At 72.8% G+C, this 24243-nt stretch carries 29 protein-coding genes; 17 read left to right on the forward strand and 12 right to left on the reverse strand.

The window, feature by feature from the left end:
• Nucleotides 1-32 precede the first annotated feature (32 nt).
• Nucleotides 33-350, forward strand: coding sequence for an ArsR/SmtB family transcription factor (locus VGI02_RS12715; RefSeq protein ID WP_331627747.1), 318 nt, complete (start codon nt 33-35; stop codon nt 348-350).
• Entirely contained in the window at nt 347-871 is a 525-nt protein-coding gene (locus tag VGI02_RS12720) for an SRPBCC domain-containing protein (RefSeq protein ID WP_331627748.1), read from the forward strand. The genes VGI02_RS12715 and VGI02_RS12720 overlap by 4 nt, the downstream gene beginning before the upstream one ends.
• A gap of 168 nt (nt 872-1039) precedes the next feature.
• On the opposite strand, the gene VGI02_RS12725 is transcribed toward VGI02_RS12720, so the two are convergent.
• Both VGI02_RS12725 and VGI02_RS12730 read right to left on the reverse strand, forming a co-directional pair.
• Nucleotides 1040-1867: an SDR family NAD(P)-dependent oxidoreductase gene (locus VGI02_RS12725; protein ID WP_331627749.1), complete on the reverse strand. Its 828-nt coding sequence runs from the start codon at nt 1865-1867 to the stop codon at nt 1040-1042.
• Entirely contained in the window at nt 1864-2562 is a 699-nt protein-coding gene (locus VGI02_RS12730) for an HAD-IA family hydrolase (RefSeq protein ID WP_331627750.1), read from the reverse strand. The genes VGI02_RS12725 and VGI02_RS12730 overlap by 4 nt, the downstream gene beginning before the upstream one ends.
• A 143-nt stretch (nt 2563-2705) precedes the next feature.
• Here VGI02_RS12730 and VGI02_RS12735 point away from each other — a divergent pair, with 143 nt between their 5' ends.
• The 7 genes from VGI02_RS12735 to VGI02_RS12765 all read left to right on the forward strand — a co-directional run bounded on the left by VGI02_RS12735 (nt 2706) and on the right by VGI02_RS12765 (nt 10320).
• Nucleotides 2706-4490, forward strand: coding sequence for a PEP-utilizing enzyme (locus VGI02_RS12735; RefSeq protein ID WP_331627751.1), 1785 nt, complete (start codon nt 2706-2708; stop codon nt 4488-4490).
• Nucleotides 4487-5626, forward strand: coding sequence for a PEP/pyruvate-binding domain-containing protein (locus VGI02_RS12740; RefSeq protein WP_331627752.1), 1140 nt, complete (start codon nt 4487-4489; stop codon nt 5624-5626). The genes VGI02_RS12735 and VGI02_RS12740 overlap by 4 nt, the downstream gene beginning before the upstream one ends.
• Before the next feature lie 306 nt (nt 5627-5932).
• Nucleotides 5933-7135, forward strand: coding sequence for a L,D-transpeptidase (locus VGI02_RS12745; RefSeq protein ID WP_331627753.1), 1203 nt, complete (start codon nt 5933-5935; stop codon nt 7133-7135).
• Between the two features lie 48 nt (nt 7136-7183).
• Nucleotides 7184-8146 (forward strand): cytochrome c oxidase assembly protein, encoded by a 963-nt coding sequence (locus tag VGI02_RS12750; protein WP_331627754.1) that lies wholly within the window; start codon nt 7184-7186, stop codon nt 8144-8146.
• A gap of 108 nt (nt 8147-8254) precedes the next feature.
• Nucleotides 8255-9601, forward strand: a complete 1347-nt coding sequence (locus tag VGI02_RS12755; RefSeq protein WP_331627755.1) for a Rieske 2Fe-2S domain-containing protein — start codon at nt 8255-8257, stop codon at nt 9599-9601.
• Entirely contained in the window at nt 9598-9816 is a 219-nt protein-coding gene (locus VGI02_RS12760) for a hypothetical protein (RefSeq protein ID WP_331627756.1), read from the forward strand. Before VGI02_RS12755 ends, VGI02_RS12760 begins: the two co-directional genes overlap by 4 nt.
• A gap of 63 nt (nt 9817-9879) precedes the next feature.
• Nucleotides 9880-10320, forward strand: a complete 441-nt coding sequence (locus VGI02_RS12765; protein ID WP_331627757.1) for a universal stress protein — start codon at nt 9880-9882, stop codon at nt 10318-10320.
• A gap of 5 nt (nt 10321-10325) precedes the next feature.
• Here VGI02_RS12765 and VGI02_RS12770 read toward each other — a convergent pair whose 3' ends face one another.
• The 7 genes from VGI02_RS12770 to VGI02_RS12800 form a co-directional block, all read right to left on the reverse strand.
• Nucleotides 10326-11516 (reverse strand): cytochrome P450, encoded by a 1191-nt coding sequence (locus VGI02_RS12770; RefSeq protein ID WP_331627758.1) that lies wholly within the window; start codon nt 11514-11516, stop codon nt 10326-10328.
• 73 nt (nt 11517-11589) lie between these two features.
• Nucleotides 11590-11958, reverse strand: a complete 369-nt coding sequence (locus tag VGI02_RS12775) for a Rieske (2Fe-2S) protein (protein WP_331627759.1) — start codon at nt 11956-11958, stop codon at nt 11590-11592.
• The gene (gene thmT, locus VGI02_RS12780) at nt 11955-12158 is read right to left on the reverse strand and encodes a 2-hydroxymuconate tautomerase (protein ID WP_331627760.1); all 204 of its coding nucleotides are present in this window, start codon (nt 12156-12158) and stop codon (nt 11955-11957) included. The genes VGI02_RS12775 and thmT overlap by 4 nt, the downstream gene beginning before the upstream one ends.
• Before the next feature lie 62 nt (nt 12159-12220).
• The gene (locus VGI02_RS12785) at nt 12221-12985 is read right to left on the reverse strand and encodes a 2-keto-4-pentenoate hydratase (RefSeq protein ID WP_331627761.1); all 765 of its coding nucleotides are present in this window, start codon (nt 12983-12985) and stop codon (nt 12221-12223) included.
• Complete coding sequence (locus tag VGI02_RS12790; RefSeq protein WP_331627763.1) at nt 12982-13821, reverse strand: 2-keto-4-pentenoate hydratase; 840 nt, start codon at nt 13819-13821, stop codon at nt 12982-12984. Before VGI02_RS12790 ends, VGI02_RS12785 begins: the two co-directional genes overlap by 4 nt.
• Nucleotides 13808-14653: an IclR family transcriptional regulator gene (locus VGI02_RS12795; protein ID WP_331627764.1), complete on the reverse strand. Its 846-nt coding sequence runs from the start codon at nt 14651-14653 to the stop codon at nt 13808-13810. The genes VGI02_RS12790 and VGI02_RS12795 overlap by 14 nt, the downstream gene beginning before the upstream one ends.
• Nucleotides 14654-15361 carry a hypothetical protein gene (locus tag VGI02_RS12800; protein ID WP_331627765.1) on the reverse strand — a complete coding sequence of 236 codons (708 nt, stop codon included), beginning with the start codon at nt 15359-15361 and terminating at the stop codon, nt 14654-14656.
• 151 nt (nt 15362-15512) lie between these two features.
• Here VGI02_RS12800 and VGI02_RS12805 point away from each other — a divergent pair, with 151 nt between their 5' ends.
• The 4 genes from VGI02_RS12805 to VGI02_RS12820 are packed head-to-tail and all read left to right on the forward strand — an operon-like array spanning nt 15513 to nt 19294.
• Complete coding sequence (locus VGI02_RS12805; protein WP_331627766.1) at nt 15513-16427, forward strand: catechol 2,3-dioxygenase; 915 nt, start codon at nt 15513-15515, stop codon at nt 16425-16427.
• A 9-nt stretch (nt 16428-16436) separates the two neighbouring features.
• Nucleotides 16437-17381, forward strand: coding sequence for a catechol 2,3-dioxygenase (locus VGI02_RS12810; protein WP_331627767.1), 945 nt, complete (start codon nt 16437-16439; stop codon nt 17379-17381).
• The gene (locus VGI02_RS12815) at nt 17381-18457 is read left to right on the forward strand and encodes a histidine phosphatase family protein (RefSeq protein ID WP_331627768.1); all 1077 of its coding nucleotides are present in this window, start codon (nt 17381-17383) and stop codon (nt 18455-18457) included. The genes VGI02_RS12810 and VGI02_RS12815 overlap by 1 nt, the downstream gene beginning before the upstream one ends.
• Nucleotides 18458-18460: 3 nt before the next feature.
• Complete coding sequence (locus VGI02_RS12820; RefSeq protein ID WP_331627769.1) at nt 18461-19294, forward strand: IclR family transcriptional regulator; 834 nt, start codon at nt 18461-18463, stop codon at nt 19292-19294.
• On the opposite strand, the gene VGI02_RS12825 is transcribed toward VGI02_RS12820, so the two are convergent.
• From VGI02_RS12825 to VGI02_RS12835, 3 genes are read right to left on the reverse strand one after another with little or no spacing between them, the layout of a single operon-like run.
• Nucleotides 19291-19905, reverse strand: a complete 615-nt coding sequence (locus VGI02_RS12825; protein WP_331627771.1) for a nitrile hydratase subunit alpha — start codon at nt 19903-19905, stop codon at nt 19291-19293. The two genes, VGI02_RS12820 and VGI02_RS12825, sit on opposite strands and share 4 nt — an antisense overlap.
• Nucleotides 19902-20177, reverse strand: a complete 276-nt coding sequence (locus tag VGI02_RS12830; RefSeq protein ID WP_331627772.1) for an SH3-like domain-containing protein — start codon at nt 20175-20177, stop codon at nt 19902-19904. Before VGI02_RS12830 ends, VGI02_RS12825 begins: the two co-directional genes overlap by 4 nt.
• Entirely contained in the window at nt 20174-20431 is a 258-nt protein-coding gene (locus tag VGI02_RS12835; RefSeq protein WP_331627773.1) for a hypothetical protein, read from the reverse strand. The genes VGI02_RS12830 and VGI02_RS12835 overlap by 4 nt, the downstream gene beginning before the upstream one ends.
• Before the next feature lie 131 nt (nt 20432-20562).
• Between VGI02_RS12835 and VGI02_RS12840 the strand changes: the two genes are divergently transcribed.
• The 4 genes from VGI02_RS12840 to VGI02_RS12855 form a co-directional block, all read left to right on the forward strand.
• A complete protein-coding gene (locus VGI02_RS12840; protein ID WP_331627774.1) occupies nt 20563-21396 on the forward strand; it encodes a TetR/AcrR family transcriptional regulator in 834 nt (277 codons plus the stop codon).
• Nucleotides 21393-22283 carry a beta-keto acid cleavage family enzyme gene (locus VGI02_RS12845; protein ID WP_331627775.1) on the forward strand — a complete coding sequence of 297 codons (891 nt, stop codon included), beginning with the start codon at nt 21393-21395 and terminating at the stop codon, nt 22281-22283. Before VGI02_RS12840 ends, VGI02_RS12845 begins: the two co-directional genes overlap by 4 nt.
• Nucleotides 22280-23236: a 3-hydroxyacyl-CoA dehydrogenase NAD-binding domain-containing protein gene (locus VGI02_RS12850; RefSeq protein ID WP_331627776.1), complete on the forward strand. Its 957-nt coding sequence runs from the start codon at nt 22280-22282 to the stop codon at nt 23234-23236. The genes VGI02_RS12845 and VGI02_RS12850 overlap by 4 nt, the downstream gene beginning before the upstream one ends.
• Before the next feature lie 10 nt (nt 23237-23246).
• Nucleotides 23247-24243, forward strand: a 997-nt coding sequence (locus VGI02_RS12855; protein ID WP_331627777.1) for a uroporphyrinogen decarboxylase/cobalamine-independent methonine synthase family protein, incomplete at its 3' end; no start/stop codon positions are given.

The following is a 24243-nucleotide window of genomic DNA, read 5'->3' on the forward strand; positions in this document are numbered from 1 at the left end:
AGGCATATGCCGTTCACGGCATACTCGCGGCCGTGTCCACCACTTGGACCGCTCTCGCCGACCCGACCCGGCGCGCGATCCTCGACCTGCTGCGGGAGCGTCCGCACGCCGTCGGCGAGGTCGTCGCGCGTCTCGATCTCGCCCAACCGACGGCGTCCAAGCACCTCGCCGTGCTGCGGCAGGCGGGCCTCGTCCGCGCGACGGTCGACGCCCAGCGCCGCGTCTACGCGATCGACCCGCGCCCGATGGGCGAGCTCGAGGCCTGGCTGGCGCCCTACCGCCTGCTCTGGGGCGACGCCCTCGACGCACTCGGCGAGCACCTCGACCGCACCCCGGAGGAACCCCGATGACGACCGGCACCTACACCGAGATCGACGGCAGGCCCGCGCTGCGCTTCGTGCGCGACTACCCGCACTCCCCCGAGCGCGTGTGGGACGCCGTCACCGACCCGACCGAACTGGTCGCCTGGTTCCCGGCCCGGGTCGCCTTCCCCGATCTCGGCGAGCCGGCCCCCGGCGCCCCGGTGCGGTACTCCTTCGACGAGGACGGCGACGGCGGCACGGGCACCGTCGTCGAGCACGACCCGCCCCACCGGTTCACGCTCACGTGGGCGGGCGAGGAGCTGCGCCTCCTGCTCGAGCCGCTCTCCGACGGCGGGTGCCGGCTCACGTTCACCGCCCTGCTCGCCGACCGCGACACCGCGGCGCGCACCGCCGCCGGCTGGGAGATCTGCCTCGAGGCCCTGGACTCGGCACTGGCGGGCAGCCCCGTCGGCGGACCCGGTGGCAGCCCGACGCCCGCGTGGCGGCGCCACTACGAGGACTACGTCAGCACCGGTGTCCCGTCCGGTGCGCCGGTCCCGGGCGCGTGAGGCGGGAAAACCGGTCGCGGGGCCCGCCGGGCCCCGGCAGGAACTCCACGGGCCCGCGGTGCTCGTCCGCGACGTCCGCCGGATGGCCGAGTGGTTCACCGCCCGCGGCCTCGACGCCGACGCCGAGGCGCTGTTCCACCGGCTCGTCACCGAGGCCGGGCTGGACGGTTAGAAGAGACCTCGCCGGGCGCCGACGTCGAGGGCGAGGGTGGAGCCGGTCAGCGCGTCGGCCTCCGGGTCGAGCAGCGTGGCGACCGCCCACGCGACCTGCCCCGGCGTCACCAGCGCCGACAGCGGTGACTCCGCCCGGCGCTCGGCGAGGATCTCCTCGACGTCCACGCCACGCTCGTCGGCGCGGGCCTGCGAGAGCCGCCGCAGCCGGTCGGTGTCGGCCGGGCCCGGGGCGACCAGGTGGGCGGTGACCCCCTCGGGGCCGTGGTGGTCGGCGAGCTGGCGCATCAGGTTCGCCAGCGCCGCGTTCGTCACCCCGGCCGCGCAGGTGTGCGGGGACGGCTCACTGCCGTAGTGCCCGCCGAGCGCGACCAGCCGCGAGCCCGGGCCGAGGCGGTGCGCCACCGCCCGGACCAGGCGCAGCATCCCGCCGACCTTGAGCGCGACGGCGCTGCCCAGTGCGTCCGGGTCGATCGTCGGCAGCGGTCCCGCCGCCGGCAGCCCGGCCGCCTGGACCACCATCCGCACCGGCGCCCCGACGTCGTCGACCGCCGCCCGGATCGCGTCGACCGCGGAGTCGTCGCCGATGTCGGCGGCGCACCCGCGAACGCCCGGGGCCGAGGCCGGGTCGGGCGGCTTCCGGGCCACGCCCACGACGACGAGGCCCGCGCTCGCCAGCCGGGCGGCGATCGCCGAGCCGAGCGCCCCGGACGCGCCGACCACGACCGCCGTCGCCGGGCCGCCCCCGTCGTCGGGCCCGGTGATCGACGACGGTTTCCGGACACCGGACGTCTGGAACGGGACTTTTCTGACGTTGCCGCTCACGCGACGGCCCGCAGCGCCAGGACGTCCCGCGCCAGGGCGAAGGCCGCGGACGGGTCCCGCACGTCCACCTCGAGGGTCATGATCCCGGCGGCCCGGGCGCCGGCACAGTTGCCGGGGATGTCGTCGAGGAACACGACCTCCTCCGGTGCGCAGCCCACCGCGTCGAGCGCGATCCGGTACGCGCGCGGATCCGGCTTGAGCACCCCCGTCACGGAGCCGTCGACGATCGTGTCGAAGCGTCCGAGGATCGGATGGTCGGTGAGGTCGCCGTCGCTGTCACCGTGGAAGGCGGCGAGGTCGTTGGTCAGGGCGGCGACGACGAGGCCCGCGGTGTGCGCGTCGTCCATGAGCGCGACGACCTCGGGGCGGAAGAGCCCGGTGCCGTCGTCCGCATTAACGGCGGGATCGTCCCCGGCGGGATAGAGGACGTCCATGAGCGCGGGCACGCCCCGCGCGGACCGGTCGCCCACCAGCGTCGCGTACTCCGCCGCGCGCGCCGCCCAGTAGCCGCGCTCGCCCGCCCGCCCGTCGAGCACGTGGTCCCACGCCGCGTCGGGCCGCGGCCCGAGCAGTCCGCGGACGTCGGTGAACGACACCAGCTCGGGCCGTCGGGCACCGAGCGAGGCCATCCGTTCGTGCCCGGACGTGAGCAGGACTCCGCCGATGTCGAGCAGCAGCGCTCGAGGGGTGCTCATCGGCCGGAGGCTAGGCCCTCTCCGGACGGCCCGGGAGCGGCCCGTTCCTCCGGGAGCAACGTTCCCTCCCCGGGAACGTGTTGCTTGCGTCACTCTTGAGCTTGGATCACGGTCTGCTCGAACTCACCGCCGAGGAGGGTCAGATGGCCAACGTCGTTCCGGTCGACGCGTACAGCACGGGCGAGTGGTACCCGGGGTACAAGCCGGAGTTCTTCGACATGCCGTGGATCGTCGACCCGGCCGGTCCGTTCAAGCCCGGGGACGAGAACCAGTTCTGGTTCCTCGACTTCCACTGGTCGCGGGGCCTCACGCCGCTGGGCGCCACGTTGTGGAGCGGCGACGGTTACTGCTGGGGCACCCAGCACGCCGCGGAGTCGCTGCCGCTGCCACCGGGGCGCGGCGTCAGCGCGCGCTTCGCCGGCACCCACCTCTACGGATCCGCGCTGCCCGAGACCGACCCGCGCGAGATCGAGGCGCGCGCCGGGCGCATCGCCACGAACCTCCCCCACTTCCTGACGAACTACCGCAGCATCTGGGAATCCGGCCGGGACGAGCTGGAGAGCACCTGGTCGTACTTCCGGGGCATCGACTTCACGCAGGCCCGCGGCGACCAGCTGCCCGACCTGCTCGGCCAGGCCCGCCGGTACCACAAGCGCGCCATGGAGATCCACTTCGGCGTCATGTACCCGATGCTCGCGAACTTCCTCGGCTTCTACGGCGCCTGCGCGGACATGGGCATCAACCCGAACGAGATCGGCAAGTTCCTCCAGGGCGAGGACACGAAGATCATGGAGACCGACCGCAAGCTCTCCGACCTCGCGCTCAAGGCGCGGGCCGCGGGACTCGAGCCGGTCTTCGAGGCCAACAGCGGCGGGCAGCTGCGCGACGCGCTCGCCCGTCACGGCGGCGCCGCGTCGGTCTGGCTCACCGAGTTCGACGAGTTCCTGGTGATCTACGGGTACCGCGCGGAGGCGACCTGCGACGTCGGCGTCCCGAGCTGGATCGAGGACAACACGATCCCGCTGGACCTCGTGAAGACGTTCCTGCAGCGCAAGGAGCCCCACGACTTCGACCGCGCCGCCGCCAACGCGATGGCCGAGCGGGAGGAGGCGATCGAGAACGCCCGCGCCGGGCTCACCCGGGAGGAGCAGGGGGTCTTCGACGCCGGGCTCGTCTCCAACCAGGCGGCCAACTTCCCCTGGTGGCAGGACGACCACAACTACTACATCGACCTCAAGGTCATGCTCCCGCTGCGCTGGGGGTGCCAGGAGCTCGCGAACCGGGTCAAGGCCGACCACCACGACGACATGCTGTACCTGTTCTGGCCCGAACTGCGCGACATCGCCACCGGCGAGCGGCCCTACGACGCGGGCATGCGCAGCCTCGTCGACTCCCGCCGGCAGTACTTCGACCACTGGCACGGTCGCCGCGGCGAGATGCCGAAGGTGCTCGGGACCATCCCCGAGGCCGTCGAGGACCCGATCCTCATCGAGATCTTCGGGCTGAACCCGCAGTCCATCAGGGCGGTGCAGGACCCCGACGCCGCGGCGCAGACGACGATCTCCGGGGTGCCGGCCGCCAAGGGCACCGCCCGCGGCATCGCCCGCGTGCTGCAGTCGTCCGACGAACTGCACCGTCTCGAGCCCGGCTCGATCCTGATCTGCGAGTCCACCTCGCCGAACTGGACCCCGGCGTTCGGCAAGATCGCCGGCTGCGCCTGCGACGGCGGCGGGATGCTCTCCCACGCCGCGATCGTCGGCCGCGAGTACGGCGTCCCGACGGTGACCGCGACCGGCGTCGCGACGATGTCGGTCAACGACGGCGACGAGGTCGAGATCGACGGGACCAACGGCACCGTCACGATCCTCACCCGGGCCGCGGACGCCGCCGCACCACCGACCGAGGCGTCCTCGGAGGTCCCCGCATGACCTCGGCGGGGGCCGACGCGGGGCCCGTGCCCGAGCGCCACAGCTGCGACGCCCTCGCCTGGCTCGACGAGATGGCGCCCGAGGAGGCGGTGGCCTGCGGTGGGGCGAAGATGGGTCGCCTCGCCGAGCTGCTCGCCTCCGGGGTGCTGGTCCCCCAGGGCTTCGCGGTGACCGTCGACGCCTACCGGCGCCACTGCCGGGACTCGGGCCTCGACGGACGCATCGACGCGGTGCTCGACGGGCTGGGTACCGGGTCGGACGGGGAGGTCACCGACGCCGAGATCGAGCAGGCGTCGGCCGCGATCCGCGAGCTGTTCGCCGCCACCGCGATGAGCGAGCACCTCACCGAGCGGCTGACCGAGGCCTACGAGGAGCTGTGCCTGCGGTGCGTGGACGTCAACGTGCCGGTCGCGGTGCGCTCGTCGGCCACCGGTGAGGACGCCGCCGACGCCTCGTTCGCCGGGATCTTCGACACCTACCTCGGCGTCTCGGGCATCGAGCGGGTGCTGGACTCGGTCCGGCGCTGCTGGGGGTCGCTGTTCACCGGCCGCGCCCTGGCCTACCGGCTGCGCCGCGGTATCAGCCACCACGACATGCCGATCGCGGTCGGGGTCATCGAGCTCATCCACGCCCGCGCGTCCGGCGTGGCGTTCTCGGTGCACCCGGTCACGGGCAAGCGCGACCGCATCGTCATCGAGACCAGCTGGGGCTGGGGCGAGGCGATCGTCCAGGGGCTCGTCGATCCGGACCACGTCGAGGTCGGGAAGGCCGACGGCCGGGTGCTGCGCTACGACGTGGCGCACAAGAAGATCGTGAGCGCGTTCGACTTCGCGGTCGGGGCCGTGACCGAGATCGAGATGCCCGCCAAGCTCGCCGACCGCCGGGTGCTCGACGACGAGCAGGTGGGCGCGATCGCTTCCGCCGTCATCGCCATCGAGGAGCACTACGGGCACGCGGTCGACGTCGAGTGGGTGATCAGCAGGCACCGTCGCGCGGGCGACCCGGTCTGCATCGTGCAGACCCGGCCGGTGACGACCGCGGAACCGGAGCCCGCCGTGTCCGCCGCGCCCGCCTACGACCCGGTGGCCCTCGCGCAGAAGTACCTCTTCTCGGGCCGGCCGATCCCCGGCCGCTAGGCCGCGAGCCGGAGAGCCACCCCGCCCCCCCGGGGCGCGGGGCGGGGTGTCCCCGGCCGGTTACCGTGGGGACGGCGACCGCGGTCATGCGGTCCGGGCTCGTCCCGACCCAGGTCGGGGCCACGGCTCGCGCCGTCGTGCGACGGCCGGGTCACGAATCCGACCGCGACCGGTGTGCCGCACCACGTCCGTGTCACGCACGGGGCACCATGGTGGAACCGCGTCGGACCCGATACGTCCGACGTGCAGGCCCTCGGGAGTCCCGGGGACGCAGGTGACGACGACGCGTGTGTGGGGTGTGGGTCGATGGCGCTCGGGCGACTTCTGCTCGGGGTGATGGTGACGTTCGCGGTGGCTCTCGCCGCGGTCACCGTGTGGGGCACGATCGAGCGGGCGAACGCCGGGCCCGGAGCCTCCGGTGGGAGCACCTCGGAGAGCCAGGCGGACGCTCCCGCCGCGCCGGCGGTCCAGGTCACGACCACCCCGGCCGCCGGCGCCACCGGGGTCGGCCCGGCGCAGCCCGCCACCGTCCACGTCGCGAACGGCAAGCTCACCGACATCGCCCTCGTGGGTCCCGACGGCGCGGCCGTCGCCGGGCACCCGACGCCGGACGGGTGGACCAGCACGGCACCGCTCGCCTTCTCCGCCACCTACACGTGGAAGGGCGCCGCCGCCGACGCCACCGGGGCGGCGCAGCCGCTGACCGGCACGTTCACCACCGTCACCCCCCAGAACAAGATCGCCGCGAACCTGAACATCGCGGACAACGCCACGGTCGGGGTCGCGGCGCCGATCATCGTCCAGTTCAACGGGCCCGTCACCGACAAGGCCGCCGCGCAGCGCGCGCTCTCGGTGCAGACCTCCGTCCCGACGCCGGGCTCCTGGGCGTGGCTGCCCGACACCGAGCAGGGCTCGCGCGCCCACTGGCGCCCGGAGGGCTACTGGAAGCCGGGCACCCAGGTCGACGTCGCCGCGAACCTGCAGGGCGTCGACGCCGGCGGCGGCACCTGGGGCACCGCGAACGTCACCTCGCACTTCACGATCGGCCGCTCCCAGATCGTCAAGGCCGACGTGAAGTCCTTCCAGATGGTCGTGGTCCGCGACGGCAAGCCCGTGATGACCGTGCCCGCGAGCTACGGCCTGGGCGCCGACCCGAACCGCAACACCACCAACGGCGTCCACGTCGTCATGGGCAAGCAGCAGACCAAGCTGATGTCCAACCCGGCGTACGGCTACAACAACGTTCCCGAGCACTGGGCGGTCCGGATCTCGAACAACGGCGAGTTCATCCACGCCAACCCGCTCTCCGAGGGCGCCCAGGGCAACGAGAACGTGACCCACGGTTGCGTGAACCTCTCGACCCAGGACGCCGAGAACTACTTCAACACCGCGATCTTCGGTGACCCGGTCGAGGTCACCGGCAGCCCGGTCGCGATGCCTCAGACCGACATCTACGACTGGTCGTACACCTGGCCGGAGTGGCAGAAGCTCTCGGCGCTGCCGGTGTAGGACCCCGGCGCGCTGCCGCGTGGGCGGGGGCGGAGCACGATGGGACCCGTGACTGGAGCTGTTCACCTGATGGGGCCGATGGGGCCGACCCCGGGGCCGGCGTGGGCGGACGTGCTCACCACCTGGGAGCCCGCCTGGGGTGTGGACGCCGTGCTCGTCGTGCTGGGCGCGCTCTACCTGGTGGGCGCGGTGCGCCACGGCTCCTGGCCGCTGCGGCGCACCGCCTCGTTCCTCGCCGCGCTGACGGCCGCCGTCGTCACCTGGAACTCCGGGATCGCGGTGTTCGGGCACGGCGCGTTCGCGGTGCACATGGTCATGCACCTCATGCTGATCATGGTCGTGCCGGCCTTCTGGGTGGCCGGGCGCCCGCTGGAGCTGGCGCGCCACCACCTCCGCGGCGGTGCGGCGCACGGGTTCGACGCCGCCGTCGCGAGCCCCGTCGCGCGGGCGGTCACCTTCCCCGGCACCGTGCTCGTCGTCTACGCCGTCGTCGTCGTCCTCACCCACCTCACCGGGTTCATGCAGGTCATGGCCGGCTCGATGGGCCTCCACTACTCGGAACAGGCGCTCTACCTGCTCACCGGGCTGCTGTTCTTCCACACCGCCATCGGCGTCGACGTGATCCCGAACCGGCCCGCGTACTTCTCGCGGTTCGTACTCATGCTGATCGCGATGGGTGTCGACACCCTCGTCGGCGTGGTGCTCATGCTCGCGCCCGCGACGATGTTCCCCGCCTACGACGTCGAGGGCGTGCACCTCGGTGGCGCGATCATGTGGGTCGGCGGCGACGCCCTGATGATGGTGATCATGGTCCTGATCGGGCGGCTGTGGGTCTCCGACCCGAGCGGGCGGGTGGACTTCGGGCCGTGGCTGGAGTCGGCGCGCCGCTCGGCGATCTCCGAGCAGACCGGTGAGGCCGGGTCCGGCGACGACCTCGACGACGACGAGGATGCGCTCGCCGCCTACAACCGGATGCTGGCCCGGCTGAACCGAGGTGCCTCCGGCTCGTGAGCGCGCCGGCGCACCTGCGGCGTCCCGCGATGCGGCACAGCCCGCTTCCCTCCCGGCCGGGGCCTCCTTAGCGTGAGGTGGACCACCACCACCGTTGGGGAGGCTGCCGTGCTGACCGCCGAGCAGAACGACGAGCTCACCGCCGTCGAGCCCGGGACCCGCATGGGCGAGGTCCTGCGGCGCTACTGGTACCCCGTCGCGTTCACCCGCGAGCTCGCCGAGTTCCCCGTCAAGCGGGTGGAACTGCTCGGGGAGTTCTTCGCGCTCTGGCGCTCGCCGTCGGGCCGCTACGGGATCATCCCCGAGCCGTGCCCGCACCGGAAGGCGTCGATGGCCTACGGCGTCGTCGAGGACGACGGCCTGCGCTGCCCGTACCACGGCTGGAAGTTCGACACCGACGGCGCGTGCATCGACCAGCCCGCGGAGAAGGAGAACACCAACTTCGCGAACCGCGTCCGCGCGACGGCGGGCCGGGTCGAGGAGATGGGCGGGCTGGTGTGGGCCTACGTCGGCCCGGCCCCCGCCCCCGAGCTGCCCCGCTTCGACGTCTACGTGATGGACGGGTTCCGCGACATCGGCTGGGCCGACCTGCCGTGCAACTACGTGCAGATCATGGAGAACGCGGTCGACCCGCACCACGTCGAGTTCCTGCACGGGCGGTACTTCGAGTTCATCGGCCGCCACGAGGGCTTCGTCGCTCCCCCGTCGTTCGGCAAGCAGCACCAGCGCATCGGCTTCGACGCCTTCGACTGGGGAATCATCAAGCGCCGGATCCTGGCCGGCGCGAGCGAGGACAACGACGACTGGAAGGTCGGGCACCCGCTCGTCTTCCCGTACAACATGCGCGTCGGGGGCGGCGGCATCCACCAGATGCAGCTGCGGATCCCGATCAACCGCACCACGACGCGGTTCATGCTCTACACCGTCCACGCCCCCGAGGGGTACGAGCCGCTGGCGCAGCCGGCGATCCCGGACTACGAGGTCCCGGTGTTCGACGAGCGCGGCTCCCACGTCGTGAACTACGTCGAGGGTCAGGACATGATGGCGTGGTGCACCCAGGGTCTGATCGCGGACCGCACCACCGAGCACCTGGGCCGCTCCGACATCGGCGTCTCGATGCTGCGCAAGATGTTCAAGCAGCAGATGGCCGCCGTGGAGAACGGCGAGGACCCGCTGGGCACCATCCGGGAGCCGCACGAGCGGATCGACCTGCCCTGCGAGAAGGACAAGTTCCACGCCGGCGGTGCACAGTTCGCCCTCGACTTCTGCGACATGGGCTCCACGCGCTTCTCGCCGATGCTCGACACCATCCGCAAGGTGCACCTCAGCGCCGCCGACCAGGTCACGAAGGACAAGGCCGCAGGCCGTGACCCGTTCACGCCCAGGGGCGGCATCGGGGACGCGACGCTGGCCCCCGGCACCGAGGCCCAGGTGGACTCCGGGCAGGTCGGGTGAGCTCGCCGCCGGACCGGCGGTTCGCCGCCGACGCGGAGGCGCATCGCCGCGACGCGCCCCGCTTCTGTCCCGGCTGCGCGGGCGCGGTCGATCTCGCCTCGGAGTTCTGGGAGGGCGACGACCGGCGCTTCTACTGCTGGTGCGCGGCCTGCGGCTGGACCGGCGAGATCGTCCCGACGGGCGAGACGGTCGTGGGCCACGAGCCGCCGCACTGACCGCGCGATCCGGTCGCGCCGCATGATCGACGGAACGGCGCGGCGGGGAGCAGAATCGGCGTCGTGGGGTTCGAGCTCGGCACCGATGGCCCGTCGCTGATCCTGGCGGCGGTGGACGGTTCGACGACGTCGCTGCGCGGCGGCGCCTACGCGGTGGGCCTGGCCCGACGGCAACACTCCGAGCTCGTCGTCATCACGGTGACGACGACCCCCGCGATGTCCTCGCTGTCCGCCGATGCCGTCACGGTGCTGGCCGAGTCCGCCCACGATCTCGCCGCCGACCTGCACGAGCAGGCGAAGGAGTACCTCCGCCTCCTCGAGATGGAGGCCCGCCTGATGATGGTGCACGGCGACCCGTACCTCGAGATCGTGCGCGCCGCGGACGATCTGCGCGCTGACGCCGTCGTCGTCGGGGCGTCGATGAAGGCGGGGCACCGCTTCGTGGGCTCGCTCGCCGGGCGGCTGATCAAGGCCGGGAAGTGGCCGGTGACGGTGGTGCCCTGAGCCACCTACCAGGTCACGGGCAGGCTGCGCATCCCGTAGATGAACGTGCCCTCGCGGAAGTCGGCGTGCTCGACGTCGACCGAGGCGGCCAAAGTCGGGAAACGCTGGAGCAGCGCCGGGAACGCCGTCGCCATCTCCATCCGCGCGAGCGGGGCGCCCAGGCAGTGGTGCACGCCGTGCCCGAACGCGACGTGCGGGGCGGCGGCACGGCCGATGTCCAGCTGGTCGGGGTCCTCGACGAGCGCGCGGTCGCGGTCCGCGGCGGCCAGCGCGACGAGCACCATCTCGCCGTGCGCGATCGCCTGTCCGGCGACCTCGGTGTTCTCGGTCGCGACCCGCGGCACGCTCGCGTGCACGATCGACAGGTACCGCATCAGCTCCTCGACGGCCGGTGCCGTGGCCTCCGGGTCGTCGCGCACCAGTGCGGCCTGCTCGGGATGGCGCAGCAGCGCGAGCGTACCGAGGGCGAGCATGTTCGCGGTGGTCTCGTGGCCGGCGATGAGCAGCAGCGAGGCGATGCCGATGAGCTCGTCGCGGGTCAGGTCCTCACCGTGCTCGCGGACCAGCATCCCGAGCATGTCCTCCCCGGGCGCGGCGAACGCCCGGTCGACCAGCTCGCCCATGTAGGCCCGCGACTCGGCGGCGACCCTCCCCCGTTCCTCCAGCGGCAGGGTGAGGTCGATCTGCTTGCCGGCCCGCGACTGGAAGTCGTCACGGTCGGCGTAGGGGACCCCGAGCAGCTCGCAGATCACCAGGCTCGGGACGGGCAGCGCGAAGTCGGCGACGAGGTCGGCGGGCGGGCCCGTCCGCGCCATCGCGTCGAGCCGTTCGGTGACGATCTCGGAGATCCGCGGCTGGAGGCGGCGGATCCGCTTGACGGTGAACTCGCCGGTGAGTAGGCGCCGCAGCCGGGTGTGCTCGGGCGGGTCGTTCATGAGCAGGTTGCCTGCCCGGAAGACGGCCGGGTCGGCGCCGGGGATCCGGACGGCAGGCACGCGCTCGTTCGAGAACCGGGTCGCGTCCCCGAGGACCTCGCGGGCCTCGTCGTACCGGGTCACCAGCCAGGCGGGATGCCCGAGGGCGTCCGTGACGCGCTCCAGGCCGGGCTTGTCGCGCAGGGCGTTGATGCCCGCGGGCGGGTCGAACCGGTCGCGCTGGACGTGGAGCGGCAGCTCGGTGGATTCGGTGACGGACACGGGATCACTCCTCAGGGCGGCGTCGCGCTCGACGCTAGCACCTGAAACGGAAGTGCGCTCCCGGTTAGGTCGGTCACCCGCCATCGCGGGCGTGTGCGCGCAGCCGCTCGGACCAGGACAAAGTCGGCGGGGCGTCCCCGACGTCCGCGTGGGGCCGCCCGTCGACCTCGAGCACCGGGTGGACCGCGAGCGCGAACAGATCCGTCGTGCGACAGGCGCCGGTGTCGAGATCGAAGCGGTACCAGTGCCACGGGCAGCGGACCTCGCCGGCCCGGACCTGCCCCTCGACGAGCGGGCCCGCGTTGTGCGGGCAGGCGGCGTCGGTGACCCGCAGCCCGCCGTCGTCGAGCACGAAGACCGCGAACACCCGCCCGTCGTCGGCGGTCACCGTCCAGGCGGACCGCCCGGCCGGCTCGCCCAGGTCGACGAGCACTCCGGTCACCGCCGGCCCGACGACCGGAGATCCGCGAGCGACTCCCCGCCGACGAACCAGTGCTCGGGCTCGCACTCGGTGACGACGACGCGGACGTTGCCCGCCGGGGCGCCCACCGCCTCGGAGACGGCCGCGGTCACCTTCTCCCCCAGCGCGGCGAGCTGCTCGGGGGTACGCCCGCGCGCGAGCGTGATCTGGACCAGAGGCATGAGGGCGCCTTCCTTCGTCGGGCCACGTGAACGGATGTGGTCGCCATGACGACCGATTCCGTTCACATGGCGACAGCCATCTCCACCGTGCCGAGCCGGTCGATCGACACGGTCACCACATCCCCGGGCGTCACCGGCGTCGCGGCGGTCAGCCCTCCGGAGAGCACCACCTCGCCGGCCCGCAGTCCCTCCCCGGACGCGGCGAGGCGACGGACCAGCCACGCCACCGCCGCGGCCGGGTGGCCGAGCGACGCCGCACCGGACGCCGTCGCGATCACCTCGCCGTTCTTCTCGAGCACGACGCCGACCAGGCGCGCGTCGATCCCGGCCGGCGGTACCGGGGTGCCGACCACGTACCGCGCCGCCGAGGTGTTGTCCGCGACGACGTCGGCCATCGTGAACCGGTAGTCGCGGAAGCGGGAGTCGAGCACCTCGATGCCGACCGCCAGGCCGGAGGTCGCCGAGAGCACGTCGACCGCCGTGGCGTGCGCCCCCGAGAGGTCCCGACCCAGGACGAACACGATCTCCGGTTCCGCCCGCGGCTGGATGAGCGAGGACACCGACAGCGGCTCGCCCAGGTCCAGCGCCCCCGCGGCGGGCAGGAACCCGCACACCGGCGCGGACACCCCGACCTGCGCCTGCTTCGCCCGGGAGGTCACCCCGAGCTTCCAGCCCGCCGTCGGGCCGGCCTGCTCCCGGAGCACCCGCTGGACCGCGTAGCCGGTCTCGAGGTCGAGGTCCGCGACGTCGTCGGACAGCGGCTCGATCGCCGTGCGCTCCGCGACCGCCTTCGAGAGCCGCGCCGCCAGCTCGTTGATGTCGATCACGCCGCCACCTCACCCTCGGAACCTGCCGTCACCCGGATCGACACCGGCCCCAGCCGGTCGAACTCCGCGCGGTACACCTCGCCCGCGGCCATCGGCACGGCCGCGTGCAGCGCCCCCGTCATCACCAGGTGCCCCGGTTCCAGCGCGACGCCGTGCTCGCCGAGCACGTTCGCCAGCCAGGCCACGACCGCGAGCGGATCGCCCAGTGCCGCCGCGCCCGCCCCGGTGTCGATCAGCTCGCCGTTGCGGGTCAGCGTCAACCCGATCAGCCGCGTGTCCAGCCCCTCCAGCGGGACCACCCGCGACGAGACCGCCACCGCCCCGTTCGACGCCAGGTCCGCCACCGTGTCGGCGAGCTTGATCCGCCAGTCCGCGATCCGGGAGTCGACGATCTCCATCGACGCGGCCACGCCCGCGACGGCCCGCGCGGCGTCCGTGGGGCCGATGCCGGGACCGAGCAGCCGGTCCCCCATCACGAACACGATCTCCGCCTCCACCTTGGGGGCGATGAACCGGTCGAGGGGCAGCGGGTCGCCGTCCCGGTAGAGCGTCGAGGCGAGCACCGGCCCGTGGTCGGGCGAGTCGACGCCGACCATCCGCTGCATCGCCGTCGACGTCAGGCCCACCTTGTACCCGACGACGCGGTCGCCGTCCGCCAGCAGCAGCGGGAGCAGCTCACGCGCGATGGCGTAGCCCTCGGCCATCCCCAGTGACGGGTCGCTGTCGGTGAAGGGCGCGATCGGGACGCGGGTGCGCCGCGCCTCGTACAGCGCACGGGCCTTGCCCGGCGCGTCGAGGCCGGCCCACTCGGATCCGGCGGGGTCAGACTCGGGCATGCGCGGCCTCCTGGCCGTTCGGCGTGCGGACGGTGGACGACGAGGATCCTGCTCCGGACGACGGGGCGGGGCACCCCGGTTCGGACCACCCCAACCGCCGCGACACCGCCTCCCCCGCCTCCACCACCCAGCGCGCGAGGCGCTGGCGCGGAATGGCGCGGAAGCGGGTGATCGGGGCGCCGACGCTGATGGCGGCGACCACCGCCCCGCCGGGCCCGCGGACGGGGGCCGCGAGCGAGGCGACCCCGATCTCGCGCTCGTTCACCGCGTCCGCCCACCCCCGATCGCGGACTCCCGCGAGCTCGGCGCGCATGGCGTCCGGCGTGACGATCGTGTGCGGGGTGTGCGCCCGCAGCCCCGCGGCGAGGATCCGCTCGCGGCGGTCCCGGGGCATCTCCGCGAACAGCACCTTCCCCGAGCTGGTGCAGTGCAGCGGGACCCGTCGGCCGGTCTCGTGGAACAGCCGCAGCGAGTGGGTGCTCTCCAGGCGGTCGACGTAGACGACCTCGTCGCCGTCGAGCACCCCCACCTGCGACGACTCGCCGGTCTGCTCCCGCAGCTCGGCCAGCACCGGGCCTGCCGCGGCGTGCAGGTCCATGTGGGAGCGCACGGCCTCGCCCAGTTCGAACACGACCAGGCCGAGCCGGTACCCGCCGTCGGCGTCCCGGGCGACGAGGCCCTCCGCGGCGAGAGTCGTCAGCAGCCGGTGCACGGCGCTCTTGCCGAGCCCGAGCCGGCGCGCGAGCTCGGAGACGCCGAGGGTCTCCTCCCGCGAGAGGAACGCCTTGAGCAGGCGCGCGGCGTTGGTGACCGACTGCAGCGGAGCGTCCACTCAGACCGCCCCGACCGTGCTCGCCGCGGTGCCTCCGAGGGCCCCGACGAGGACCCGGCGCACGCCGTCGGGGTCCAGGTCGGCACCGGGGCGCAGCGCGGCGTCGACCGCCTCGCCGACGGCGGGATTGTGCGGCGCGATCGCCCGGGCGAGGAGCACCTGGGCCCGGGCGAGCCCGGCCACCGCGGCGCCCTGCATCTCGTCGACGAGCACCTCCCGGCCGCGGGCCCGCGAGCGCAGCGTGTCGAAGTCCCGGGCCGCGGCGGAGTGCCCGCTGGCCAGGCCGGACCCGACGTGGCCCGCGTGGTGCGGCGAGAGTCCCGATCCCGGCTGGGTGACCACGTGGTAGAGCACCGTCGAGATCCCGAGGCAGCCCCGGACCTCGCTCGGGCGCGCCTGGTCCCCCTCGTCGATCAGACCCAGGGCGGGCAGCACCACCGGGTCGTAGAAGCGGACCGTCCAGTCCATGCCCTCGAGCTTCCCCGGCAGCTCGACCTCCTCACCCTGCAGGGGCCCGAGGGGCTCCGTCGTCGCCAGGACGTGCAGGTTCCGCGCGCCGGCGGCGACGACGGTGAACCGGCCGGCGGCCAGGAGCGGCATCCGGCCGCGCACCGCGGGCGGGAACGTCGACGCCTGCCCGGCGTAGGCGCGGTGGATGCCGTCGACGTAGCCCGCGACGGCGCGGCGCATCGCCATCGGATCGGCCACGTCGCCACCTCCCGCTCGGGTCGATCTCGTTCCGGCTCGCTTTCCGGATGCCGGAACGGCTGCTCTTCTCTCCGGAACGCTAGGGCGGCTAGCGTCGTGACGTCAAGCACACCGGCGGGTCCCGCCGGTTCCCCACCCGAGAGGACCGGACGTGGGCATCCTGCGACTCGCGCACGTGGACGTGCGGACTCCCGACCTCGACCTGTCGACGGCCTACTACACCGAGGTCATGGGCCTGCAGCAGGTCGCTCGCACCGACGACGCGGTCTACCTCAAGTGCTGGGACGAGGAGGACCACCACTCGCTGCGGATGCGCTACAACCCGCGCACCGGGTTGGACTCCTTCACCTTCCGCGTGGAGGCCGAGGACGACCTCGCCGACTTCGAGTCCAAGGTCGAGGCGTACGGCTGCCCGACGTCGCGCGTGAGCCGGGGCGAGGCGCTCGGGCAGGGCGAGTCGGTCCGCTTCGAGGTGCCCTCGGGCCAGGTCATGGAGCTGGTCTGGGACATCGAGAAGACCGGCAACATGCTCGGCAAGCACAACCCGGCGCCGATCCCTCCGCCCGACCTGCCGGGCATCGCGCCGCCGCGCATGGACCACATGCTGGTCAACGCCGAGGAGGTCGGCGAGTCCGCGCGGTTCTTCACCGAGGTGCTGGGTCTGCGGATGACCGAGCAGGTCCTCGACGGGAACGGTCACCAGCTCGGCGTCTGGCTCGCCGGCCGGACCAACTCGCCGCACGACATCGCGATCGTCAACGGCCCGAACGGCGCGCTGCACCACTGGGCGTACTGGCTCGACGACTGGGACCACGTGCGCAAGGCCGCGGACACGCTGGCCTACAACGGCGTCCAGATCGACCAGGGCCCCACACGCCACGGCGTCACGCGCGGCAACACCATCTACTTCTTCGACCCCCTCGGGATCCGCAACGAGGTCTTCACCGGCGGCTACTGGGTCGACCCCGACACCGAGATCCTCACCTGGACCGAGGACAACTTCGGCAAGGGCCTCTTCTACTACGAGAACGTCATCAGCCAGCGGTTCCTGCGCATGCACACCTGAGGAGAGACCGTGCCGACCAACTCCACGTCCGACCGCATCCTCAGGCTGCAGCACGTCGAGATCCGCGTGCCCGACCTCGAGCTCGCCACCGCCTATTACACCGAGGTGCTCGGCCTCATCGAGACCGCCCGCGACGAGCGCGACGGCGCCGAGCGCGTGTTCCTCAAGTGCTGGGACGAGCGCGAGCACCACTCGGTAATCCTCCGCGCCGCCCCCACCTACGGCCTGGACCACATGTCGTTCAAGCTGCACGCCCACGAGGACCTCGACCACTTCACGACGAAGCTCGAGGCGGCCGGGGTGCCCGTGAAGCGGTTCGCCTCCCGCGAGCTCGGCCCGGGCTGGGGCGAGGCGATCCGGTTCGAGGCGCCGTCCGGGCACCTGGTCGAGCTGGTGCACGGCATGGAGCGGGTCGGGAACATGCTGCCGATGACCAACCCGCCGCCCCGCCCGCAGGACCTCGTCGGGATCGCGCCGCCCCGGCTGGACCACATCTTCGTCATGGCCGAGGACGTCGAGGCGTTCACCGCGTTCTTCTGCGAACTGCTGGAGTTCCGGCTCACCGAGCAGATCCTCGCCAACGACGGGCACCAGCTCGCGACGTTCCTGGAGCACTCCCACACCCCGCACGACATCGCCGTCATCACCGGGCCGAACGGCGCGCTGCACCACTTCGCGTTCTGGCTCGACGACTGGAACGGTATCCGCGACGCGGCCGACACCCTCGCCTATCACGGGGTGAACATCGACGTGGCCCCGACTCGGCACGGCGTGACCCGCGGCTACACCACCTACTTCTTCGACCCCGCGGGCAACCGGAACGAGCTGTTCACCGGCGGCTACTGGGTGGATCCGGACTTCGAGCCGATCACCTGGACCGAGGAGGAGATGGGCCGCGCCATCTTCTACTACCACCGCCAGGTCAACGAGCGCTTCTTCACGGTGCACTCCTGATGGCGCGGGATCCGCGGTCCGTCGACCGCTACGAGACGCCGGACTACCTCTCGAAGTACCGGTCCCGCCGCAGCGCGACGGAGAACGGTGAGGCCCCCGAGGACGGGACGCCGCTCTACCTGCGCCGCTTCCGGGAGCGGGCCACGACGACGACCGAGGCGCCCTCGCCGTCGTCGGGGTCGTCCCCGGGCGGGGCGATCGACACCAGCGTCAGCTACGACGGCCAGCGGTTCACCCCGGCGCTCGCGGAGGCGAGCCGGGGCAAGGAGATCGCGGCGCCGATCGAGCGCAAGGCGTCGGAGAAGATCGTCTGCGAGATCTCGATCATCCGGCACGGCATCACCCAGGGGTACTCGACCGACGCCGGCCTGACCCCGATGGGTGCCTGGCAGGCCCACCGCCGCGGCCACGAGCTGGCGCGGCGCTTCGACGCAGGCGACCAGGTCCGCCTGGTCTGCGCGGACACCAACCGTGCTCGGCAGACCGCCGACCAGCTCTTCCGCGGGGCCAAGGACGGGCTGTCGATGTGGGGCATCGACGCCGACGTCACCAACCCGGAGCCGATCCCGGAGCTGCGCAACTTCGGGGTGTGGACCCCCGACGGGCTGCGCGACGTCACCTCGGCGTTCCGGCAGTATCAGGCCACCAACGAGACCCTCGAGCGGCTCGCGGTCGGCGACCGGCCGCGGTGGCTGGTCGAGATCGACCGCTTCTACCGCACCCAGCTGGGCGGGGCGGACCCGATCCAGGAATGGCTGACGGTCCCGATGATGTACTTCGAGCCGCCGGCGATGTGCGTGCGACGGTTCTGGCGCGGGTTCCACCGCCTGATGGACGAGTCCCGTCGCGCCGACGGCACGCTGACCCATCGACGGATCCTCGCCGCGACGCACTCCGGCCCGATGCGGGCGTTCGCGACCTGGGCGCACGGCTACGACCCGGGCGAGCCGCTCAACACCGAGGAGATCCGGGTCAAGATGCGTGAGGGTGGCCGGTCCGCGTTCGTCTCGTACCGCAATCGCGTCACCGAGGTGAACGTGCCCCCGGCCGACGAGTTCCCGAACTGGGAGGCGTGAGCCATGACGGTGCTTCCCTTCTCACCCGTGCTTTCCGCCGGGGCGAGCGCAGCGACGGGGAATGTCGAGGACGCGGACGACTCCCCGTTGCGGTCGGTGTCGACGGCCGTGGCCGTCCTCGACTGCTTCGCCGCCGAGCCCGAGCTGGGCGCGACGAAGGTGGCCGCCCGGCTGGGGATCGCGAAGTCGACGGCCTGCCGGATGCTCGCCGCGCTCGCGGCGGGCGGGCTGCTCGAACGCTCCGGGTCCGGGCGCTACCGGCTCGGGCTGCGCCTGTTCGAGTACGGCCAGCTCGCGGTGGACCGGCTGCTGCTGCGCGAGGTCGCCATGCCGCTGCTCGGCGAGCTCCGGGAGACGGTCCGGGAGACGGTCCAGCTCGGCGTCGCCGTCGGCACCGACGTGCTCTACCTGGAGCGGCTCGAAACCGCGGGCGCGGGCCTGCGGTTCCGCACCGACTACCACCGCAACCCGGCGCACTCGTCGTCGATCGGTCGGATCCTCGCCGCCTCGGACCGGGACCTGACGCTCGCGATCCTGGAGCGCGGACTGGAGCGGCGGACGCCGTTCACGATCGTCGACCCGCAGCGCTGGCGCCGCACGCTCGTCCAGACCCGCGAGCAGGGCTACGCCACGTGCCGCGACGAGTACGACCTGGGCTGGTCCTCGATCGCGGCGCCGATCCTCACCGGCGGCGAGGGGCGTCGACGGGCGGTGGCCGCGGTGTCGATCGTCGGGTCGACGTCGCGGGTGCTCGGGCCGCGCAAGCCCGCCGTCGTGCAGGGCGTGCGCCGGGCCGCCGAGCGGATCACGGCGGCGCTGGACCGGGCGAGCTCCTAGACCCGGGACGGCACCGTCGGGACGGCCGTGCCGATGAGGCAGTCGCGCGTGACGAGGTCGCGCTGCTCGGCCTCGGAGAGCCCCTCCGCACCGTCCGGGCGCTGCGGCACGACGAGGTAGCGCGCCTCGGCGCTCGCGTCCCACACCCGCACCTCGGTGGCGTCCGGCAGCACGAGCCCGAACTCGGCGAGCACACCCCTCGGGTCGCGCACCACCCGCGACCGGTAGGCCTCGCTCTTGTACCAGGCGGGCGGCGGACCCAGCCAGGCCACCGGGTAGCAGGAGCACAGGGTGCAGACGACGACGTTGTGCACCTCGGCGCTGTTCGCCACCGCGTGCAGCCGGATGTCCGAGCTGAAGCCGCCGCCGAGGTGGCCCAGCTCGGCGCCCGCCGCGCCCGCGTCGGCCAGCAACCGCTCCCGGTACTCCGGCGAGTTCCACGCCCGCACCACCATCTCGGCGCCGTTGCGTGCCGTGACGCGGTCGGAGAACGCCTCGATCCGCCCGTCGACCTCGTCGCGGGTGATCACCCCGCGCGCCTCGGCGACGTCGAGCAGGCGGTTCACGCGCGCCTGCAGCTCGCCGTTGCGATGGTGCCCCGACCCGCTCATGGCTGCTCCAGGTAGCTGACGAAGAGATCGACGTGGACCCGGTCGCCGTCGCGGGCGTCCGGGCCCCACAGCTCCTGGCCCGCGAACGCGACCGTCACGATGTCCTCCCGGCGCGCGGCGGAGCCGACGACGGCGGCGTCGTCGGGGAACCGGCCGTCCCCGAGCAGCCCGACGACCTCCCCCACGTGGCCCCGTACGTAGCGGGGCGCCCGGTTGTGGCCCGGCGGGTTCATCGTGCGGACCCGCACCCGGTCGCCGACCCCGAAGCTCACGAGCCCTCCCCCACCAGGTGCTCCAGCGCGGTCAGCCAGCGCTCGTAGTAGGGCATCGCGTAGTACTCCGCGGGCGGGATGCGCTCCATGGTGTGCCGGAACTCGTCGAGCGTGTACGCGCCGGCCGCCACGAACGCCTGGTTCAGCACGAACGTCTGCGCCTCCCACACGGACTCGAACGTCGGCCCGCCCCGGTGTCCGTCCGGGAGCTCACCGAACCCGTGCATCCCACCGACGTCGTTCGCGTAGGCCACGCCGCCGAGTCTCGCAGCCCATCGAGCGGACCTCCAGGGCTTCGGGCCGAACCACGACGGCCCACTCGGTACTGACTGATGGATCAGCCAGCCTTGCGATCAGAGCAAGTCCACCCGTAGCGTCGCCGGCCGTGACCGACGAGATCGCCCAGCGGGTGCGCCGCGCCATCGGGCGGACCGGCGCAACCCGGCGGGAGTTCGCGGCCGCGATCGGGCTCGAGGAGACGAAGCTGTCGAAGTCCCTCAGCGGGCGTCGTCGCTTCACCACCGACGAGCTGGCCGCGATCAGCCGACGGGCCGACGTCCCGCTCGCCGAGCTCGTGCACGGCGAACGGCCTGCCGTCACCGCCACCCCGGGACCGTCGGTCACCCCGGCCCGGGCCGACGACCCCGATGGCGCCCGGCAGCGCATCCTCGACGCGGCCTGGACGCTCATCGCCACCCGCGGGTACCACCGGGTGCGGGTCGCCGACGTCGCCGACGCGGCCGGGACCAGCAGTGCCGCCGTCCACTACCACTTCCCCGGCAAGGATGCGCTGCTGACCGAGGCGCTGCGCCACAACGTCGGGCTCGCGTTCGAACGGCAGTCCGCCGCCCTCGCCGACCTCCCCGATCCGCGCGAGCGCCTCGTCCGGCTGCTCGACCTGCAGATGCCCGAGGGCCCCGTCCTCGAGCCGGAGTGGTCGATCTGGATGCAGGTGTGGTCGGAGGCCGTCGTCGACCCGTCCCGTCGTGACCTGTACCGCGAGGCCCAGGACCGGTGGGTCCGCACCGTCGTCATGACGCTGGAGGACGGGGCCGCGAGCGGCGCCTTCCGCGGTGGCGACCAGTCCGTCCGCGCCCGCCAGCTCACCGCGCTGGTCGACGGCCTGGGCATCGGCGTCATGAGCGGCGCGTCGAGTGCCGACGACATGCGCGCAGCCCTCCACGACTTCCTCGAGCACTCGATCCTGGAGAAGCCATGAACCACACCGTCGTCATCACCTGCGCCCTGACCGGCGCGGCCGACAGCGTGGGGAAGAGCCCGCACGTGCCGGTCACCCCGGCGCAGATCGCCGACGACGCTATCGCCGCCGCCCGGGCCGGTGCGGCCGTCGTCCACGTGCACGTCCGCCACCCGGAGACCGGGATCCGCTCGCGTGACGTCGCCCTCTACCGCGAGGCCGTCCGGCTCATCCGCGCGAGCGACGTCGACGTCGTCCTCAACCTCACCGCCGGGATGGGCGGCGACCTGGTCGTCGACGAACAGGACCCGCTCGAGCCCGTCGACGGCACCGACCTGGTCAACGCCATGGACCGGCTGCCGCACGTCGAGGAGCTGCGGCCCGACATCGCGACCCTGGACTGCGGGTCGTACAACTTCGGCGACGGCAGCGCCCTCTACGTGTCCACCACGGACATGCTCCGGGCCGGCGCGAAGCGGTTCCAGGAGCTGGGGGTGAAGCCCGAGCTGGAGGTCTTCGACTCCGGCCAGCTCTGGTTCGCGAAGGTCATGCACGACGAGGGCCTCATCGACTCCCCGGCGCTGATCCAGCTCTGCATGGGGGTCCCGTACGGTGCGCCCGCCGATCCCGGACTGCTCCAGGCGATGGTCAACCTGCTGCCCGATGGCGCGCAGTTCACCTCGTTCGCGCTGGGCCGCGACCAGCTGCCGTGGGTGGCGCAGTCGGTGCTGCTCGGCGGCCACGCCCGCGTCGGGCTGGAGGACAACCTCTACCTCTCCCGCGGGGTGAAGGCGACCAACGCCGCGCTCGTGGACCGCGCCGTGACGATCGTCGAGGGGCTCGGCGCGTCCGTCGCCACCCCGGACCAGGCCCGCGAGATCTTCGGCCTGGCCGGAGGGCCCCGATGAACCGCACCGTCGCGTGCATCGGCGCGGGCGTCATCGGCGGCGGGTGGGCCGCCTACTTCCTGGCGCGCGGGTTCGACGTCGTCGCCTGGGACCCCGCCCCTGACGCCGAGGCCCGGCTGCGCCGGATCGTCGAGGCCGCCCGCCCGGCGCTGAACGAGCTGGGCCTCCCCGACGACCGGTGGGGCGTGCTGACCGTCGCGGGCTCGCTCGAGGAGGCCGTGCGGGACGCCGAGTTCGTCCAGGAGTCCGCCCCCGAGGACCTCGACCTCAAGCGTCGCCTGCTGGCCGACCTGATCGCCGCGACCGGCGAGGGCGTGACCGTCGCGAGCTCCACCTCCGGCTTTCCGATGACGGACATGGCCACGCTCGCCGAGGACCCGGCCCGGCTCGTGGTCGGGCACCCGTTCAACCCGCCGTACCTGATCCCGCTCCTGGAGGTCGTCGGCGGCGAGGCGACCGACCCCGCCGTCGTGGCGTCCGCGGCCCGGTTCTACCGCGGGATCGGCAAGTCGGTGATCGAGATGGACCGGGAGGTTCCGGGCTTCGTCGCGAACCGGCTGCAGGAGGCGCTCTGGCGCGAGGCGCTGCACATGGTCGCCAACGGCGAGGCCACCGTGGAGCAGATCGACGCCTCGATCACCGAGGGCCCGGGGCTGCGCTGGCCGGTGCACGGGCCGTGCCGGACGTTCCACCTGGCCGGCGGCGAGGGCGGGATGGCCCACATGCTCGACCACTTCGGGCCGTCGCTGCTCGCCCCGTGGACCCGGCTCGACGCGCCGGAGCTGACCCCGGACCTCCGCGACGCCATGGTGGCGGGCACCGCGACCGAGCGGACCTTCGACGACCTCGTCGCCGAGCGGGACCGGGCGGTGATCGCGATCCGGCGCGCCGTGGACGGTGCCCGTTCCGGTCCCGCGAACAGGGCGGTGTCCGGGAGCGGGCCGCGTTCCTAGCGTCGGTCCCATGCAGCGCAGCAGCGAGCGGATCCTCACCACCCACGTCGGCAGCCTCGCCCGTCCGGAGGCGCTGCTCGACACGATGCGCGAGAAGGAGCACGGCCGTCCCTACGACGAGGCCGTCTTCGCCAAGCAGGTCACGCAGGCGGTGGCCGACGTGGTCGCGAAGCAGGTCGAGGTCGGGCTCGACGTCGTCACCGACGGCGAGATGGGCAAGGTCAGCTTCGCGACCTACGTCCAGGACCGCCTCGACGGGTTCTCGCCGACCTCCGGGGAGAAGCTGCTGCCGCCGTCCTGGAAGCTCGAGATCGACGCCTTCCCCGAGTACTACGAGCAGTACCTCGGCAAGTACTCGAAGACCGTGGCACCGATGGTGACCGTGGCCTGCGTCGGCCCGGTCTCCTACACCGGCCAGGAGCAGCTGCGCACCGACATCGACAACCTGCGCGCCGCCCTCGTCGGGGTCGACCACACCGAGGCGTTCATGCCCTCGACCTCACCGCGGGGCTTCGGGCGCAACGAGTACTACGCGACCGAACGCGAGTACTACACCGCGGTCGCGGAGGCGCTGCGCGAGGAGTACCTGGCGATCGTCGACGCCGGGTTCCTGCTCCAGATCGACGACCCGTGGCTCATCGAGATCCTGTCCGACCCGGCGCTGTCGCCCGAGGAGCAGCAGCGGACCGCCGCGGAGCACGCGGAGATCGTCAACCACGCGCTGCGCGACATCCCGACCGAGAAGATCCGGCTGCACACCTGTTACGGGCTCAACCACGGGCCGCGGGTCCACGACATCACCATGGCCGAGGTGGCCGGGCCGATGCTGGCGATCCGGGCGGGGGCCTATTCGTTCGAGGTGGCGAACCCGCGGCACTCCCACGAGTGGAGGATCTGGAACGACGCCGCGCTCCGGGAGCGCCTCGGCGACTCGGTCCTCATCCCCGGTCTGCTCGGGCACGCCCAGAACTACGTCGAGCACCCGGACCTGGTGGCCGAGATGCTGC

It is taken from the genome of Actinomycetospora sp. (genome assembly GCF_036497245.1).
Lineage (GTDB): Bacteria > Actinomycetota > Actinomycetes > Mycobacteriales > Pseudonocardiaceae > Actinomycetospora.